16 protein-coding genes and 1 pseudogene are annotated in these 15,678 nt (G+C 74.2%); 6 read left to right on the top strand and 11 right to left on the bottom strand.

Translation table 11 applies throughout. From position 1 onward, the window contains the following. The first annotated feature begins 2 nt into the window (after positions 1 to 2). Genes ABZ128_RS16335 through ABZ128_RS16315 form a run of 5 tightly spaced genes read left to right on the top strand, consistent with a single transcriptional unit; the run spans position 3 to position 5,644 of the window. Positions 3 to 1,145, top strand: a complete 1,143-nt coding sequence (locus tag ABZ128_RS16335) for an ADP-ribosylglycohydrolase family protein (RefSeq protein WP_356848941.1) — start codon at positions 3 to 5, stop codon at positions 1,143 to 1,145. Then, positions 1,145 to 2,629: an ADP-ribosylglycohydrolase family protein gene (locus ABZ128_RS16330; RefSeq protein ID WP_356848939.1), complete on the top strand. Its 1,485-nt coding sequence runs from the start codon at positions 1,145 to 1,147 to the stop codon at positions 2,627 to 2,629. The genes ABZ128_RS16335 and ABZ128_RS16330 overlap by 1 nt, the downstream gene beginning before the upstream one ends. Beyond that, complete coding sequence (gene rbsK, locus ABZ128_RS16325) at positions 2,626 to 3,618, top strand: ribokinase (RefSeq protein WP_356848938.1); 993 nt, start codon at positions 2,626 to 2,628, stop codon at positions 3,616 to 3,618. The genes ABZ128_RS16330 and rbsK overlap by 4 nt, the downstream gene beginning before the upstream one ends. Then, positions 3,615 to 4,841, top strand: a complete 1,227-nt coding sequence (locus tag ABZ128_RS16320; protein ID WP_356848937.1) for a CoA transferase — start codon at positions 3,615 to 3,617, stop codon at positions 4,839 to 4,841. Before rbsK ends, ABZ128_RS16320 begins: the two co-directional genes overlap by 4 nt. Further along, entirely contained in the window at positions 4,838 to 5,644 is an 807-nt protein-coding gene (locus ABZ128_RS16315) for a CoA ester lyase (RefSeq protein WP_356848936.1), read from the top strand. Before ABZ128_RS16320 ends, ABZ128_RS16315 begins: the two co-directional genes overlap by 4 nt. A gap of 100 nt (positions 5,645 to 5,744) precedes the next feature. Here the strand turns inward: ABZ128_RS16315 and lgt are convergent, their stop codons facing one another. The 11 genes and pseudogenes from lgt to hisI all read right to left on the bottom strand — a co-directional run bounded on the left by lgt (position 5,745) and on the right by hisI (position 14,898). Continuing rightward, entirely contained in the window at positions 5,745 to 6,716 is a 972-nt protein-coding gene (gene lgt / locus ABZ128_RS16310; RefSeq protein WP_356848934.1) for a prolipoprotein diacylglyceryl transferase, read from the bottom strand. A 346-nt stretch (positions 6,717 to 7,062) separates the two neighbouring features. Beyond that, positions 7,063 to 7,839 (bottom strand): annotated as a pseudogene (locus ABZ128_RS16305) (thioredoxin domain-containing protein); the annotation flags it as partial. 94 nt (positions 7,840 to 7,933) lie between these two features. After that, positions 7,934 to 8,764, bottom strand: coding sequence for a tryptophan synthase subunit alpha (gene trpA / locus ABZ128_RS16300; protein ID WP_356848933.1), 831 nt, complete (start codon positions 8,762 to 8,764; stop codon positions 7,934 to 7,936). Beyond that, positions 8,761 to 10,038 (bottom strand): tryptophan synthase subunit beta, encoded by a 1,278-nt coding sequence (gene trpB, locus ABZ128_RS16295; protein WP_356848931.1) that lies wholly within the window; start codon positions 10,036 to 10,038, stop codon positions 8,761 to 8,763. Before trpB ends, trpA begins: the two co-directional genes overlap by 4 nt. A 201-nt stretch (positions 10,039 to 10,239) precedes the next feature. Beyond that, entirely contained in the window at positions 10,240 to 10,449 is a 210-nt protein-coding gene (locus ABZ128_RS16290; protein ID WP_356848930.1) for a tryptophan synthase subunit(beta), read from the bottom strand. An 8-nt stretch (positions 10,450 to 10,457) separates the two neighbouring features. Then, positions 10,458 to 11,267 carry an indole-3-glycerol phosphate synthase TrpC gene (gene trpC / locus ABZ128_RS16285; RefSeq protein ID WP_356848928.1) on the bottom strand — a complete coding sequence of 270 codons (810 nt, stop codon included), beginning with the start codon at positions 11,265 to 11,267 and terminating at the stop codon, positions 10,458 to 10,460. A gap of 194 nt (positions 11,268 to 11,461) precedes the next feature. Then, entirely contained in the window at positions 11,462 to 11,941 is a 480-nt protein-coding gene (locus ABZ128_RS16280; protein ID WP_356848926.1) for a DUF2752 domain-containing protein, read from the bottom strand. A gap of 51 nt (positions 11,942 to 11,992) precedes the next feature. Further along, a complete protein-coding gene (locus ABZ128_RS16275; RefSeq protein ID WP_356848925.1) occupies positions 11,993 to 12,244 on the bottom strand; it encodes an HGxxPAAW family protein in 252 nt (83 codons plus the stop codon). A 97-nt stretch (positions 12,245 to 12,341) separates the two neighbouring features. Then, positions 12,342 to 12,998, bottom strand: coding sequence for a TIGR02234 family membrane protein (locus ABZ128_RS16270; RefSeq protein WP_356848924.1), 657 nt, complete (start codon positions 12,996 to 12,998; stop codon positions 12,342 to 12,344). Positions 12,999 to 13,021: 23 nt separating this feature from the next. Beyond that, a complete protein-coding gene (locus ABZ128_RS16265) occupies positions 13,022 to 14,512 on the bottom strand; it encodes an anthranilate synthase component I (protein ID WP_356848923.1) in 1,491 nt (496 codons plus the stop codon). An 11-nt stretch (positions 14,513 to 14,523) separates the two neighbouring features. After that, positions 14,524 to 14,898, bottom strand: coding sequence for a phosphoribosyl-AMP cyclohydrolase (gene hisI / locus ABZ128_RS16260; RefSeq protein ID WP_356848921.1), 375 nt, complete (start codon positions 14,896 to 14,898; stop codon positions 14,524 to 14,526). Between the two features lie 84 nt (positions 14,899 to 14,982). Here hisI and ABZ128_RS16255 point away from each other — a divergent pair, with 84 nt between their 5' ends. Beyond that, on the top strand, positions 14,983 to 15,615 hold the full coding sequence (locus tag ABZ128_RS16255) for a TIGR03085 family metal-binding protein (protein ID WP_356848919.1): 633 nt from the start codon (positions 14,983 to 14,985) through the stop codon (positions 15,613 to 15,615). Positions 15,616 to 15,678: the final 63 nt, after the last annotated feature.

The following is a 15,678-nucleotide window of genomic DNA, read 5'->3' as shown; positions in this document are numbered from 1 at the left end:
ACATGACGCTCACTCTCGAAGACCGGTCGGCCGGCGCTCTCGTCGGCGCGGCCGTCGGCGACGCGCTCGGCGGCCCGGTGGAGGGCTGGTCCCCGGACCAGATCGTGGAACGGCACGGCGGCCGCGTGCACGGCATCGTCGGCCCCTGGTACGAGGACTGGCGTACGGCCCGGCCCATCGCCCCGTACCACAAGGGCGACGGGCACGTCACCGACGACACCCTCATGACGCACGCACTGGTGCGGGTCTACGAGGCCGTACGGGACCACCTGGACGCGTACGCGGTCGCCGAGCACCTGGTCCCCGACCTGATGGGCACCCCGCGCTGGATCCCGGAACTGGAGGCCGAGGCCCTGCCGCTCCAGCGGATCTTCCTCGCCGAGAAGTGGATGGTCACCCGGCTGCACTACGCGCACGCGGACCCCCGCGAGGCCGGCGGCGGCAACATCGTCAACTGCGGTGCGGCGATGTACATGGCACCGGTCGGCATCGTCAACGCCGGGCACCCGCAGGCTGCTTACGCAGAGGCCGTGGACATCGCCGGTGCGCACCAGTCCTCGTACGGCCGGGAGGCGGCGGGGGTTTTCGCGGCGGCGGTCGCGGCGGCGTGCGTGCCCGGGGCGACGGTCGCGTCGGTCGTCGACACCGCGCTCGCGCTGGCGAAGGACGGCACGCGGGCGGCGATCGAGGCGGTCTGCGAAGTGGCCTGCCGGCACCGGGACTTCGAGTCGGCGCTGGCTCCGCTGCGGGCCGCGGTGGAGCCGTACGACTCGGTCGGCCCGGACTACCGCAAGCCGTCGCTGGGGGCGCGGCGGCCCTCGCGGCTGCACTCCGTCGAGGAGTTGCCGATCGCGCTCGGGATGCTGGTCGTCGCCGACGGGGCGTACGAGGGCGCGGTCCTCGGAGCCGTCAACTACGGGCGGGACTGCGACTCCATCGCCACGATGGCGGGCGCGGTCGCGGGGGCACTGTCGGGCGTCTCGGCGGTACCTGCCGCCTGGGCGAAGCAGGTGGCCGAGGCCAGCCGCCTCGACCTGCACGCCCCGGCGGCGGCGCTGGCCGCGGTGGCCCGGGAGGTCTTCGCCCGCGACCGCTCCCGGCGCCGCGCCCACGAAGCGGCCTTCACGACGCTGACGACCGCCTGATGCCACCCCTCACCCCGGGCTCCACCACTCCGGGCGCCCCTGCCCCGGCCACGGAAGCCCTGCGCGCGGGGGCCGCCGCAGCGGGGGTACGGCTGACCTGGGTCCAGCCGGAGGACCTGGTCGGGCACGAACTGCGGCAGGCCGCGGAGGACGGGCGCGACGCGGGGCCCCTGCTGCGCGCCTGGCTGGCGGCGGGCGGCCGCCCGGCCCCCGCCCGGGCCGGGGCCTCCCCCGCCCCGGCGCCACCGGAGCTCCGCTCCCTGGCCACCGAGCTCCTGACGCAGCTCGCCCGGCTCCCGTCCCCATGGACTCCCCACGAGCCCGCCACCTGGCCCGCCCTCAGCGCCGCCACCCGTCCGGGCCCGGGGGGCACCGGGGCAGCGACGGCAGAGGCCACGGCGGGGGCGACGGCGGGGGCCACGGCCGGGCCGGGCGGCGCCTTGGTGAGGCGGCTGGAGGCCGCGTGGGTGGGGAGGGCCGTGGGGTGCGTGCTCGGCAAGCCCGTCGAGAAGCTGCCCCTGGAGGGGATCCGGGCCCTCGCCCGCGCCGCGGGAAACTGGCCGCTGGACGACTGGTTCACCGCCCGCGGCGTCCCCCCGGAGGTGCTGGCCGCCCACCCGTGGAACCGCCGCTCCGCCCCCACCTCCCTCGCCGAGAACATCGACGGCGCCCCCGAGGACGACGACCTCGACTACCCCCTGCTGAACCTGATCCTGCTGCGCCGCCACGGCAAGGGCTTCAGCACCGCCGACGTCGGCCGCCTCTGGCTCGACGAGCTCCCCGCCGGGCGGACCTTCACCGCCGAGCGCATCGCATACCGCAACCTGCTCCTCGGGCTGGAACCCCCCGCCACCGCCACCCACCACAACCCCTTCCGCGAGTGGATCGGCGCCCTCATCCGCGCCGACGTCCACGGCTGGACCAACCCCGGCGATCCGGCCGCGGCCGCCGCCCAGGCCCACCGGGACGCCGTCCTCAGCCACACCGGCAACGGTGTCTACGCCGCCGTCTTCGCCGCCGCCGCCATCGCCGAGGCCGCCTCCGGCCGGTCCGGCATCCACACCGCCCTCGCGGCCGGGCTGGCCGCCGTACCGCCCCGCTCGCGCCTGGCCGACGCCGTCCGGGACGCCATCGCCGCCGCCGAGCGCTTCGCGGACTTCGACCGCGTCGTCGACCACCTGCACGCCCGCCACGGCCACTACCACTGGGTGCACGCCGTCCCCAACACCGCCCTCGTCGCCGCCGCGCTTACCCACGCCGACGGCGACTTCACCCACTCCGTCTGCCGTGCCGTGTCCGGCGGCTGGGACACCGACTCCAACGGGGCCACCGCCGGAAGCCTCGCCGCGCTCGTCGCAGGCGCCGTCCCGCCCCGCTGGAGCGCCCCGCTGAAGAACCGTCTCGCCACCACCGTCCCCGGCTTCGACGGCATCGGCTTCGACACCCTCGCCCAGCTCACCGCACAGGAGGCAGCACGCTCATGACGGCCATCGCCGTGCTCGGCAGTACCAACATGGACCTCGTCGCCTACGTCGCCAAGGCCCCCCGCCTCGGCGAGACCGTCACCGGCCGCGAGTTCCGCACCGTCCCCGGCGGCAAGGGCGCCAACCAGGCCGTGGCCGCCGCCCGCTCCGGCGGGGAGGTGGTGATGATCGGGGCGGTCGGCGCCGACGAGTTCGGCGTACGGCTGCGCTCCGCGCTCGCGGGGGCCGGGGTGGAGACGGCGGCCCTGCGCACCGTCGAGGGCGCCAGCGGGACCGCCCACATCACCGTCGACGACGAGGGCGGCAACAGCATCGTCGTCATCCCCGGCGCCAACGCCCGCGTCACCGGCCTGGAGGCGGGTGACGAGAGCCGGATCGGCGCCGCCGACTCCCTGCTGCTCCAGCTCGAAGTCCCGCTGTCCGCCGTCCTCGCCGGCGCCCGCGCCGCCCGCGCCCACGGGGTCCGTACGGTGCTCACCCCGGCCCCCGCGCAGCCCCTGCCGGCCGAGCTGCTCGCGGTGGTGGACCTGCTCGTCCCCAATGAGCACGAGGCGGCCGCCCTCACCGGACTCACCGACCCCCACCAGGCAGCCGCCGCCCTGCTGCACGAGGTCCCGGAGGTCGTCATCACGCTCGGCGCGGCGGGGTGCCTGTACGCCGCCCGCGGGCAGGAGCCGCTGACCGTGCCGGCGCCGCGGGTCCGGGCGGTGGACACCACCGCCGCCGGGGACACCTTCGTCGGTGCGCTCGCCGTCGCCCTCGGCGAGGGCCGCCCCGTCCCCGGGGCCCTCGCCTGGGCCGCGACGGCAGCCGCCCTCTCGGTCCAACGCCCGGGCGCCCAGGACTCGATGCCGACCCGCGCGCAGATCGACGCCGCCGCCCCGGCCGGGCCCGACCCGGGCCCCGGTCCCGGACCCGACGGCCCCGCCCCCGCGGCCCGGCAGACATCCGGCCCCGCCCGCGGCGCCGCCCCCGGAGCCACCTCGTGAAGCCGTCCGCCGGGTCCGCCGCCGGCTCCGAGCCCCCGGGCGGCCCCCTGCAGGGGCTGCGCGTGCTCGACATCGCCACCCTCTTCGCCGGCCCGCTCGCCGCCACCCTGCTGGGAGACTTCGGCGCCGAGGTGGTCAAGGTCGAGCACCCCGGGCGGCCCGACCCCTCCCGGGGCCACGGCCCCGCCAAGGACGGCATCGGCCTGTGGTGGAAGCTGCTCGGCCGGAACAAGCGGACGGTGACGCTGGACCTGTCCACCCCCGGCGGCCGCGACACCCTGCTGCGGCTGGCCGCCACCGCCGACGTGGTGATCGAGAACTTCCGCCCCGGCACGCTGGAGAAATGGGGCCTCGGCTGGCCCGAGCTGTCCGCCGCCAACCCCCGGCTGGTCCTGGCCCGCGTCACGGCCTTCGGCCAGCAGGGCCCGTACGCGCGCCGGCCCGGCTTCGGCACGCTCGCCGAGGCGATGAGCGGTTTCGCCGCGATCACCGGGGAACCGGACGGGCCGCCGACCCTGCCGCCCTTCGGGCTCGCCGACTCCATCGCCGCGCTGACCACCGCGTACGCCGTGATGACCGCCCTGGCCGGGCGCGACCGCACCGGCCGCGGCCAGGTCGTGGACCTGGCGATCATCGAGCCGATCCTGACCGTGCTCGGCCCGCACCCGCTCTGGTACGACCAGCTCGGCTACGTCCAGCCCCGCACCGGCAACCGCTCCACCAACAACGCCCCCCGCAACACCTACCGCAGCGCCGACGGCCGCTGGCTGGCGGTCTCCACCTCCGCCCAGTCCGTCGCGGAGCGGGTGGTGCGCCTGGTCGGCCGGCCCGAGCTGGTCGCCGAGCCCTGGTTCGCGACCAGCTCCGGCCGGGTCGCCCACGCGCACCTGCTGGACGAAGCGGTCGGCGGCTGGATCGCCCGCCACAAGGCCGACGAGGTGGTCGCCGCCTTCGAGGAGGCCGAGGCCGCCGTGGCCCCGGTCTACGACGTACGGGACATCATGGCCGATCCGCAGTTCGCGGCCCTGGACACGGTGACCGAGGTCGACGACCCCGAACTCGGCCCGCTCCGCATGCAGAACATCCTGTTCCGCCTGTCCGGGACGCCCGGCGCCATCCGCTGGGCGGGCCGCCCGCACGGCGCGGACACCGAGGCCGTCCTCACCGAACTCGGCCTGTCAGCGGCCGAGATCAGCGCACTCCGGATGGAGGGGGCCCTGTGATCCTGACCTGGCTCTACGTCCCGGGCGACCGCCCCCAGGTGGTCGCCAAGGCCCTGCGCTCGGGGGCCGACGCCGTCATCGTCGACCTGGAGGACGCGGTGTCGGCCTCGCGCAAGGAGTACGCCCGCGCGGCGACCGCCGAGCTCCTCACCGAGCGGCCTCAGGTCCCCGTGCACGTGCGCGTCAACGCCCTCGACTCCCCGTGGGCGGGGGCCGACCTCACCGCCGTGACCGGGCTGCCGGGCCTCGCGGGGCTGCGGCTGCCGAAGGTTTCCGCCCCGGAGCAGATCGCCACGGTGGCCGACCGCACCGGCGGGGTGGCCCTGTGGGCCCTGCTGGAATCGGCGCTGGGCGTGGAGCGCGCGTACGAGATCGCCCGCGCGCACCCCGCCCTGCGCGGGCTCTCCCTCGGGGAGTCGGACCTGCGGGCCGACCTGGGCGTCAGCGCGGAGGCGGGCCTGGACTGGCCGCGTTCGCGGGTGGTGGTCGCCGCCCGCGCGGCGGGGCTGGCCCCGCCCGCCCAGTCGGTGTTCCCGGACATCCGGGACCTGGAGGCACTGGCCGTCTCCTGCGCCCGCGGCCGCGCCCTGGGGTTCCTCGGCCGGGCGGCGATCCACCCCCGCCAGCTGCCGGTGATCGAGCGGGCCTACCTGCCCGGACCGGAGGAGGTCAGCGCCGCGCAGGAGATCGTCACGGCCGCCCGCCGGACCCCCGGCGCGGTGGCCCTCCCGGACGGCCGGTTCATCGACGCGGCGGTCCTGGCGGGCGCGGAACGGATCGTCGCCCTCGCCCGCCGCGAATGACCGCCCCGGGCGGTGGGGCGGACGGACGCAGAAGGGGCGCCGCGCGGTGGGCGCGGCGCCCCTCTGTCAGTGGTCCGGATCGCTCCCGGATCGCTCCCGGTCAGAGCTTCTTGCCGACCTCGGGGGCGTCGGCGTCCGTCTGCACGGCGTCCTTCGGCTCGTCCTCGGCGACCTTGGCGGCCTCGGTGGCCTCCGCATCGGCGTCGGCCGTGCCCGCGGCGTCCTTCTGCGCGGTCGCGGGGTCGGAGGCGGCCGGGCCCCGGTCGGGCTCCACGACCTCCTCGCGGCCCGGGCGCAGCTTCGCCGAGAGCACCAGGTAGGTCACGGCCAGCAGGAAGACGACGATGGAGGTCCAGACGTTCAGCCGGACGCCGAGGATGTGGTGGGCCTCGTCGACCCGCATGTACTCGATCCAGCCGCGGCCCACACAGTACGCGGCGACGTACAGGGCGAACGCCCGGCCGTGGCCCAGCTTGAAGCGGCGGTCGGCCCAGATCACCAGGGCGGCGACGCCGAGGCACCACAGCGACTCGTACAGGAAGGTCGGGTGGTAGGTGCCGGCGACGCGGTTGGGGCCCTCGCTGATCTCCAGCGCCCACGGCAGGTCGGTGGCGCGGCCGTACAGCTCCTGGTTGAACCAGTTGCCCCACCGGCCGCAGGCCTGGGCCAGCGCGATCCCGGGGGCCAGGGCGTCGGCCCAGGCCGGCAGCGGGATCCCCCGCAGGCGGCAGCCGATCCAGGCGCCCACCGCGCCCAGCGCGATCGCCCCCCAGATGCCGAGGCCGCCCTCCCAGATCTTGAAGGCGTCGACCCAGTTGCGGCCCTCGCCGAAGTAGAGCTGGTAATCGGTGATCACGTGGTAGAGGCGACCGCCGATCAGGCCGAACGGCACTGCCCAGACGGCGATGTCGGCGACCGTGCCCGGCTTTCCGCCGCGCGCGATCCAGCGCTTGTTGCCGAGCCAGACGGCGACGAAGACGCCGATGATGATGCAGAACGCGTAGCCGCGCAGCGGGATCGGTCCGAGGTGGACCACGCCGGTCGACGGGCTGGGGATGAAGGCAAGAGTCATGGCAGGACCGACGCTACCCTGCCGGGCGGTACGGACTGCAACCCGCCCGGCAAGCTTGCCGTCAAATCGACACCTGCGCCGGCGGTCCTCAGCCGTCGGCGGCGCCCTTCGAGGCGGCCGGCGCGGCGCCCGCCCGCGACCCCGCCCCGGAACCGGACGAGGTCGACGACGACGAGGAGGAGGACGAGGACGACGAGGCGGACCCCGCCGAGGAGCCCGACTGCGACGAGCCCTTCGCCCGGGCCGCCGAGGACGCCGAGGCCGCGGCCGAAGGCGACGCCGAGCGGGAGGCCGAGGCCGACGGCGACGCCGTCGCTCCCCCGTTCCCCTTCGCCTTCGCCTTGGCCTCCACCTGCTCCTTGAGCTTCTGCGGGGTGACCGGGTGGGCCTGGTCCCCGAAGATGTCCGTGCCGTCCAGCTGGACGGTGGGGGTGCCGCGGAACTTCCCGGCCCGGAAGGCCTCGTTCGACTTGGCCACCCAGCTGTTGTGCGTGCCGTCCTGGACGCAGGAGCGGAACCCGGGCGTGACCAGCCCGTCCACCTTGGCGGCCAGCTCCAGCAGTTTCGCGTTGTCGCCGTAGGCGTCGTCGACCTCCTGCGGCTGGTTCTGGAAGAGGACGTCGTGGTACGCGGAGAACTTCCCGGCGTCCTGCGCGCAGGCCGCTGCGTTCGCCCCCTTCAGCGAGCCGCTGCCGCCCATGTTCCCGTCGATGAGGGTGACCAGGTGGTAGTCGACCTTGAGCAGGCCCTTGGCCTCCAGGTCGTGGATCGTGTCCCGGTAGTTGGTCTCGAAGGACTTGCACGCCGGGCAGCGGAAGTCCTCCCACACGGTCAGGGTCGAGGGGGCCTCGGGCTTGCCCGTCTGGATGGCGAGCGCGTCCTTGCCGGTGGCTCCGGAGGGGGCCGTCACGGGGCCGGCCTTGGTGGACTTGTCGCTCTTGCCGCTGTTGGCCGCGATCACTCCGATGACGGCCGCCAGGCCCAGGACCCCGACCACCGCCCCGGCCACGACGAGGGTGCGCCGGAGCTTGTCCTTCTTCTTCTGCCGCTCGCGCTCCACCTGGAGTCGCTCGCGGGCCGATCGTTTCGCTTCGCGGTTCGCACCGTCGTTCTTCTCGCTCACGTTCGGCCAAACGAAGCGGGGAGGCACTCGCGTGCCTCCCCGCTCCCACTTCCACCCGATCGGGCTACAGAACCCCCTCGGGAACCGCCCGGCGTCAGCTCCTGCGTACGCCTTCCGCAAGCTCGCCCGCCAGCGCCCGTACGGCGGCCAGCCCGGCCGGCAGGTCCGGCGCGTCCAGCAGCAGCTTCACGAAGGCAGAGCCGACGATCACCCCGTCCGCGAAGCCCGCGACCTCCTTGGCCTGGGCCGCGTTGGAGACGCCCAGGCCCACGCAGACGGGGAGCCCGCGGCGGGCACCGTCGGTGGCGCGGGTGCGGCGCACCAGCTCCTGGGCCTCGTGGCCCACCGATTCGCGGGTGCCGGTGACGCCCATCAGCGAGGCGGCGTACACGAAGCCGGACCCGGCCGCCGTGATGGTCGCCAGGCGCTCGTCCTTGCTGCTGGGCGCGACGACGAAGACGGTCGCCAGGCCGAGCCGGTCGGCGTGCTCGCGCCACAGGGCGGACTCCTGGACCGGCAGGTCGGGCAGGATGCAGCCCGCGCCGCCCGCGGCCGCGAGCTCGGTGGCGAAGCGCTCCACGCCGTAGCGGTCGATGGGGTTCCAGTACGTCATGACCAGGACCGGGGCTCCGGTCGCCGCGTGCGCCTCGCGCACGGTCCGCAGCACGTCGGCGATCTTGACCCCGCCGCGCAGGGCGATGTCGTCGGCGGTCTGGATGACCGGGCCGTCGAGCACCGGGTCGCTGTGCGGCAGGCCGATCTCGACCACGTCGGCGCCGCCCGCGATGATCGCCTTGACGGCCTCGATCCCGCCGTCCACGGTGGGGAAGCCGGCGGGGAGGTAGGCGACGAGTGCGGCCCGGTCCTCGGACTTGGCCTTGGCGAGGGTCGCGCTCAGCAGGTCGATGTTTCCGTTGGCGGTCACTTGTCGTCCCCCTTGGAGAACTCGTTCTCGGCGACTTCCCCGTCGGTGTCGTACAGCCCGAAGTAGCGGGCAGCCGTGTCCATGTCCTTGTCGCCGCGGCCGGACAGGTTGACCACGATCAGCCCGTCCTCGCCCAGCTCCCTGCCCAGGTCGAGCGCGCCGGCGAGGGCGTGCGCCGACTCGATGGCCGGAATGATCCCCTCCGTGCGGGAGAGCAGGCGCAGGGCCTGCATGGCGGCGTCGTCGGTGACCGCCCGGTACTCGCCGCGGCCGGCGTCCTTGAGGAAGGAGTGCTCGGGGCCGATGCCCGGGTAGTCCAGACCGGCCGAGATCGAGTAGGGCTCGGTGATCTGGCCCTCCTCGTCCTGCAGGACGTACGAGCGGGAGCCGTGCAGGATGCCCGGCTCGCCGGCGGTCAGCGTGGCGGCGTGCTCGCCGGTCTCCACGCCGTGCCCGGCGGGCTCGAAGCCGACCAGGCGGACCCCGGTGTCGGGGATGAAGGCGTGGAAGAGGCCGATGGCGTTGGAGCCGCCGCCGACGCAGGCCGCGACGGCGTCGGGCAGCCGGCCGGCCCGCTCCAGGATCTGGCGGCGGGCCTCGACGCCGATGACGCGGTGGAAGTCGCGGACCATGGCCGGGAAGGGGTGCGGGCCGGCGACCGTGCCGAAGAGGTAGTGGGTGCGGTCGACGTTGGCGACCCAGTCGCGGAACGCCTCGTTGATGGCGTCCTTGAGGGTGCGCGAGCCGGACTTGACCGCGATGACCTCGGCGCCGAGCATGCGCATCCGGGCCACGTTGAGCGCCTGGCGCTGGGTGTCGATCTCGCCCATGTAGATGGTGCATTCGAGGCCGAAGAGGGCGCAGGCGGTGGCGGTGGCGACGCCGTGCTGGCCGGCTCCGGTCTCGGCGATGACGCGGGTCTTGCCCATGCGCTTGGTGAGGAGCGCCTGGCCCAGCACGTTGTTGATCTTGTGCGAGCCGGTGTGGTTGAGGTCCTCCCGCTTGAGGAAGATCCGGGCGCCCCCGGCGTGCTCGGCGAACCGCGGCACCTCGGTGAGGGCGCTGGGCCGGCCGGTGTAGTTGACCATGAGGTCGTTCAGCTCGGCCGCGAAGGCCGGGTCGTTCTTGGCCTTTTCGTACTCGACGGCGACCTCGTCCACGGCGGCGACGAGCGCCTCCGGGATGAACTTGCCGCCGAAGTCGCCGAAGTACCCCTCGGCGTTGGGGACCTGACCCTCGGGGTCCGGGATGAAGAACGAAACGGTGCTGGACATGCCCAGTCACTCCTACGGGATTGCGAATGCGGCGAGGTGGTTTTCACCGTATTGCGCCGCCCGCCCGTGACCCGTGCACCCCGCTGGCCGGAAGGCCGGGGGTGTCGCGCGTACGGTACGGGGGACCCGCGCCCGGGGCCGGTCGGCCGGGGCTTCAGGTCGTACGGGGTCCGTGGGGCACGCGGCCGCCAGGACTCCTCGTTACAGCGCGCCTCCGCGGCGCCATCGCATGCCGTTGACCTGTCCGGGCTCGGAGCCGATCACGTACCTGACCCGCCGCCCGTGCACGCGCCGGGCCGGGGCGCGGCAGCCGCGGGGGCGGCAGCCGCGCGCCAGCGGCGCGTGCGCCGTCGGCACGCCGGCCGGGCCGTGGCCCGGGCGGGTGCGGACGGAGGGACGGTGGGGGGCCATGGGCCGGGTCAGCTCCGTCCGTGGCGCAGGGCGGGGTGGGCGCCGGCGGCGACGAGGTCGGCCACGGCCGCCTTCGGGTCGCGTCCGGTGACCAGGGACTCCCCGACGAGGACGGCGTCGGCGCCCTCGTTGGCGTAGGCGATCAGGTCGTGCGGCCCGCGGATGCCGGACTCGGCGACCTTGACGATGTGGGCCGGGATCTCCGGGCCGACGCGCTCGAAGGTGGAGCGGTCGACCTTGAGGTCCTTGAGGTTGCGGGCGTTGACGCCGATGATCTTGGCGCCGGCCGCAACCGCACGCTCGACCTCCTCCTCGTCGTGGACCTCCACGAGCGGGGTGAGGCCGATGGACTCGGCCCGCTCGATGAGGGAGACGAGCGCCTCCTGTTCCAGTGCCGCGACGATCAGCAGCGCGAGGTCGGCGCCGTAGGCGCGGGCCTCCCACAGCTGGTAGGCCGTGACGATGAAGTCCTTGCGCAGGATCGGGATGTCCACGCGGGCGCGGACGGCCTCCAGGTCGGCCAGCGAGCCGCCGAATCGGCGCTGCTCGGTGAGGACGGAGATGACCGCCGCACCGCCCGCCTCGTAGTCGGCGGCGAGTCCGGCCGGATCCGCGATCGCGGCCAGCGCGCCCTTGGACGGGCTGGAGCGCTTGACCTCGCAGATCACCTTGACGCCGTCGCCGCGCAGGGCAGCGACGCCGTCCTTGGCCTGGGGCGCCTTGGCGGCACGCTCCTTGAGCTCGTCGAGGCTGACGCGGGCCTGCCGTTCGGCAAGGTCTTCGCGGACCCCTTCGATGATCTCGTCGAGCACACTCACGCGAGCGGCCCCCTTCCGGGTCGATGACGGTCGGCCGCCTTGCAGACACGTACAACTGCAAGGTCAGCAATCAAATGGTATCCGGAGGTGGCCTTGCCCTCCGCACGCGGTTGACGCCGTCCCATTACCTGGACATTCGGAATGTGGCATTCATATGGGTCGCCCGCAGAGCACCGGCAGAGCCCGGGGGCGGCTCAGGGGGCGAGGGCGGAACCGAAAGGCAGATTCCGGACGATCACGAAGACCAGCACCACCGGCCCCAGGGCCCATGCCCAGGCCCTGCGCAGGACGAACCGGGGCGCAGGGGCGCCCCGACCGGCGCGAACCAGCCAGAGGGCCATGTACCCGGCGAAGACGAAGTAGCCGGCGACGGCCAGGGCATTCGCCCCGAGAGCGGTGATCAGATCGCCCTGGGCGAACGCATGCGCACTGCGCAGTCCGCCGCAGCCGGGGCACAGGATTCCGGTGAGCCGGAAAAGCGGGCACACCGGATAGTGGCCGGGTTCATTGGGATCCACGGCGCCCACGTACGCAAAGGCCAGGGCCGCCGCGGCCACGGTGAGCACCGGTGCGGCGAGCCGCCGGGCCCGGGAGGCGGCGGCCGGCGGCCCCGGCGGCGCGGGCACGGCGGAGGGGCTCTGGGAGGGGTCCACCCGCTGATTCTCTCCGGTCATGACAAAAGGCGCAGCCCGACGGGCCGCGCCTTTTCGGGGGTGTGGAAACGCTCAGACCTTGGCGGCGGCCTTGTTGGCGGCGATGACGACGGCCAGGTCCTCGTGCGCGGGCTTCGGCGCACCCATGCCCGCGGCCTTCATGGCCAGACCCACGACACCGCCGATCGCCACGACGGCGAGACCGGCCCAGAAACCGACGGGGTTGGCGATCACCATGAAGGCCCCGGAGATGCAGAAACCGATGAAGGCGATGATGACACCGGTCCAGGCGGCCGGGGTGTGTCCGTGGTTGTTGCCCGCCATGAGTGGCTCCTCGTTTGCTCTGTCGCAGTGCTGTGAAGAAAACGCGGTCTGTGTCGAACGCTCGGGGACATTGTCCCGCACCGCGCCGGATGGATGGTCAGCGGGTGGGGTCCTCGCCGCGGTCCAGAGCCTTCCACAGGTCCTCGGGCCGGTCGGGGTCGACCCGGGCGGGCGTACGGGTACGGGGGCTGCCGTCCCGCTCGTAGCGGCCTCCCATGGCGGGCCAGCTGCGGCCGAAGCGCAGGGCCAGCAGCCCGGCGAGCAGGATCAGTGCCGCGCCCGCAGCGGTGACGTACGGCCAGGCCGTATGGGTGAGGGCGCCGACGTGCGCCGCGGTGTCCGCCGTCATCCGGGCGGCCTGCGCGTCCAGCGCCCGGCGTCCGTCCGCCGCGAGGACGGCCGACAGCGCCGCGCCCAGCCCGCTGAGGGCCAGCAGCCCGGAAACCAGCAGGCGGCCCTTGCCGCGTACGGCGAAGACGGCCACGAGCGCGGCGAGGCCCACGATGGCCAGGGCCGCCGGGAGCCCGGTGACGGCCCGCCCGTCCGCGGTCAGCGGCAGCGCACCGCCCCCGACGGCGGCGGTGCCGCGGGCCCAGACCCGGCCGGAGGCGAGCAGGACGACGGTCGCGCCGAGCGTGCCGAGCAGCAGGGCGACGGCCACGCTGCGGCGGCCGCCGCGGCCGTCGGGGGCCTGCGCGGCCTCCGGGCCGGCCGGCGCGTCGGAGGGGGTTCGGGAGGGGGGTACGGCACTCACGTACCCCACTATCCCTTACGCGCTCAGGCGTCGTGGAGGCGGTTCGCCGCTCCCACCGCGCGCAGCACGGCGGCCGCCTTGTTGCGGCACTCGTTGTCCTCCAGCTGCGGCACCGAGTCGGCGACGACCCCGGCGCCGGCCTGGACGTACGCCGTGCCGTCGCGCAGCAGCGCGGTGCGGATGGCGATGGCGGTGTCGGAGTCCCCGGCGAAGTCGAGGTAGCCGACGCAGCCGCCGTACAGGCCGCGGCGGGTGGGCTCCAGCTCCTCGATGATCTGCATGGCGCGCGGCTTGGGCGCCCCCGACAGGGTGCCGGCGGGGAAGCAGGCGGTCAGCACGTCGAAGGCGGTCCTGCCCTCGGCGACCCGGCCGGTGACGGTCGAGACGATGTGCATGACGTGGGAGTACCGCTCGATGCTCATGAAGTCGACGACCTCGACGGAGCCCGGCTCGCAGACCCGGCCCAGGTCGTTGCGGCCGAGGTCGACGAGCATCAGGTGCTCGGCGCGCTCCTTGGGGTCGGCCAGCAGTTCCTCGGCGAGCTCGTGGTCCTCCTGCGGGGTGGCGCCGCGGTGGCGGGTGCCCGCGATGGGGTGGACCATGGCCCGCCCGTCCTCGACCTTGACCAGCGCCTCGGGGCTGGAGCCGACGACGTCGAAGCCGTTCTCGAAGCGGAAGAGGTACATGTACGGGGACGGGTTGGTGGCCCGCAGCACCCGGTAGACGTCCAGCGCCGAGGCCCGGCAGGGGGTCTCGAACCGCTGCGAGGGCACCACCTGGAAGGCCTCGCCCGCCCGGATCCGCTCCTTGATGTCCTCGACGGCGGCCTGGTACTTCTCGCCGCCCCACAGGGCCGAGAACCCGGGGAGCTCGGAGGCGGGCAGCGGGGTCGGGGTGTAGGGGGCCGGCCGGGCGAGGTCGGCCTCCATCGCGTCGAGCCGGGCGACGGCGTCGGCGTAGGCCTCGTCCACGCCCGTGTCGAGGTCGTTGTGGTTGATCGCGTTGGCGATGAGCTGGACCGTGCCGTCCCAGTGGTCCAGGACCGCCAGGTCGGAGGTGAGCAGCATGGTCAGCTCGGGCAGCAGGAGGTCGTCCTCGGCGTGCTGTCCGATCCGCTCCAGGCGGCGCACGATGTCGTAGCCGAGGTAGCCGACCATGCCGCCGGTGAAGGGGGGCATGCCGCCCGCGAGGTCGCGGGGCGTGTGCAGGGCCTGGACCGTGGCGCGCAGGGCCTCCAGCGGGTCGCCGCCGGTGGGGACGCCGACGGGCGGGGTGCCGATCCAGTGGGCCTGCCCGTCCCGGACGGTCAGGGTGGCGTCGCTGCGTACGCCGACGAACGAGTACCGCGACCAGGAGCGGCCGTTCTCGGCGGATTCCAGGAGGAAGGTGCCGGGGCGTTCGGCGGCCAGCTTCCGGTAGAGCCCGACGGGGGTGTCGCCGTCGGCCAGGAGCTTGCGGCTCACGGGGATGACGCGGCGGTCCGCCGCGAGCTTGCGGAACGTCTCAAGATCCATTGCGTGGGACCCTACCTGCCTGTTTCGGCTGCCAGCGGAAGGACATCTGCGTCGAAGCACGTACGGGCGCCTGTGTGGCAGGCGGCGCCGACCTGGTCGACCTTGACGAGCACGGTGTCGGCGTCGCAGTCGAGGGCGACGGACTTCACGTGCTGGAAGTGGCCGGAAGTATCGCCCTTGACCCAGTACTCCCGGCGGCTTCGGGACCAGTAGGTGCAGCGGCCGGTGGTCAGGGTGCGGTGCAGGGCCTCGTCGTCCATCCAGCCGAGCATGAGCACCTCACCGGTGTCGTACTGCTGGGCGATGGCGGGCACCAGGCCGTCGGCGGAGCGCTTGAGCCGGGCGGCGATGGCGGGGTCGAGGGAGGACGTACTCATGCGGGCCATTGTGCCGCGCGGAGGGCTCCGACATGGATCTCTGTCCGCCTGATGGGCAGGCACCGGGCGTGTTCCGGCCGTAGGCTTGCCGGCATGTCAACCCATGCGAAGCGTGAACGACTGCTGCTGGCGGACCTGTTGGAGGCGGCGGGACCGGAGGCGCCGACCCTGTGCGAGGGGTGGCGCACCCGGGAACTGGCGGCGCACGTGGTGGTCCGGGAGCGCCGCCCGGACGCGGCGGGCGGTCTGCTGCTGAACGTGCTGAAGGACCGCCTGGACAAGGCGATGGCCGAGTACGCGGCCAAGCCGTACGAGGAGCTCATCCAGCTCATCCGGACCGGCCCGCCGAAGCTGTCGCTGTACTCGGTGAAGCAGATCGACGAGGCGGCCAACGCGGTGGAGTTCTACGTCCACGCCGAGGACGTCCGGCGGGCGCAGCCGGACTGGTCGCCGCGGCACCTGGACCCGGTGTTCTCGGACGCGCTCTGGTTCCGCCTGGAGAAGCTGGCCCGCCTGACGGGCCGCCGCTCCCCGGTCGGCCTGGTCCTGCGCCGGCCGAACGGCCAGACGGCGGTCGGGCACAAGGGCACGCCGGTGGTGACGGTGACCGGGGAGCCCGGGGAGCTGACGCTGTTCTGCTTCGGCCGCCAGGACGCGGCGGCGGTGGAGCTGGACGGCGACAAGGAGGCCGTGGCCAAGCTGACGGTGGCCGCGCTCGGCATCTGACTCCCCACGGCGCGGTTCCGCACGGCGCCCTCGCACCGGCCGGCCCCGCGGGGGCCCGGGGCA

It is taken from the genome of Streptomyces sp. NPDC006326 (assembly GCF_040612915.1).
GTDB lineage: Bacteria > Actinomycetota > Actinomycetes > Streptomycetales > Streptomycetaceae > Streptomyces.
Note: the sequence above shows the minus strand (reverse complement) of the source record. Positions and strands in the feature narration are given on the sequence as shown.

What these genes read in the sequence shown, in the direction of transcription:
- ABZ128_RS16275 (WP_356848925.1), bottom strand. Translation starts at nt 12,244, where the DNA reads ATGGCGGGCAACAACCACGGACACACCCCGGCCGCCTGGACCGGTGTC.
- ABZ128_RS16265 (WP_356848923.1), bottom strand. Translation starts at nt 14,512, where the DNA reads ATGGATCTTGAGACGTTCCGCAAGCTCGCGGCGGACCGCCGCGTCATC.
- ABZ128_RS16280 (WP_356848926.1), bottom strand. Translation starts at nt 11,941, where the DNA reads ATGACCGGAGAGAATCAGCGGGTGGACCCCTCCCAGAGCCCCTCCGCC.
- ABZ128_RS16330 (WP_356848939.1), top strand. Translation starts at nt 1,145, where the DNA reads ATGCCACCCCTCACCCCGGGCTCCACCACTCCGGGCGCCCCTGCCCCG.
- hisI (WP_356848921.1), bottom strand. Translation starts at nt 14,898, where the DNA reads ATGGCCCGCATGAGTACGTCCTCCCTCGACCCCGCCATCGCCGCCCGG.
- ABZ128_RS16290 (WP_356848930.1), bottom strand. Translation starts at nt 10,449, where the DNA reads ATGGCCCCCCACCGTCCCTCCGTCCGCACCCGCCCGGGCCACGGCCCG.
- ABZ128_RS16335 (WP_356848941.1), top strand. Translation starts at nt 3, where the DNA reads ATGACGCTCACTCTCGAAGACCGGTCGGCCGGCGCTCTCGTCGGCGCG.
- rbsK (WP_356848938.1), top strand. Translation starts at nt 2,626, where the DNA reads ATGACGGCCATCGCCGTGCTCGGCAGTACCAACATGGACCTCGTCGCC.
- trpB (WP_356848931.1), bottom strand. Translation starts at nt 10,038, where the DNA reads ATGTCCAGCACCGTTTCGTTCTTCATCCCGGACCCCGAGGGTCAGGTC.
- lgt (WP_356848934.1), bottom strand. Translation starts at nt 6,716, where the DNA reads ATGACTCTTGCCTTCATCCCCAGCCCGTCGACCGGCGTGGTCCACCTC.
- ABZ128_RS16255 (WP_356848919.1), top strand. Translation starts at nt 14,983, where the DNA reads ATGTCAACCCATGCGAAGCGTGAACGACTGCTGCTGGCGGACCTGTTG.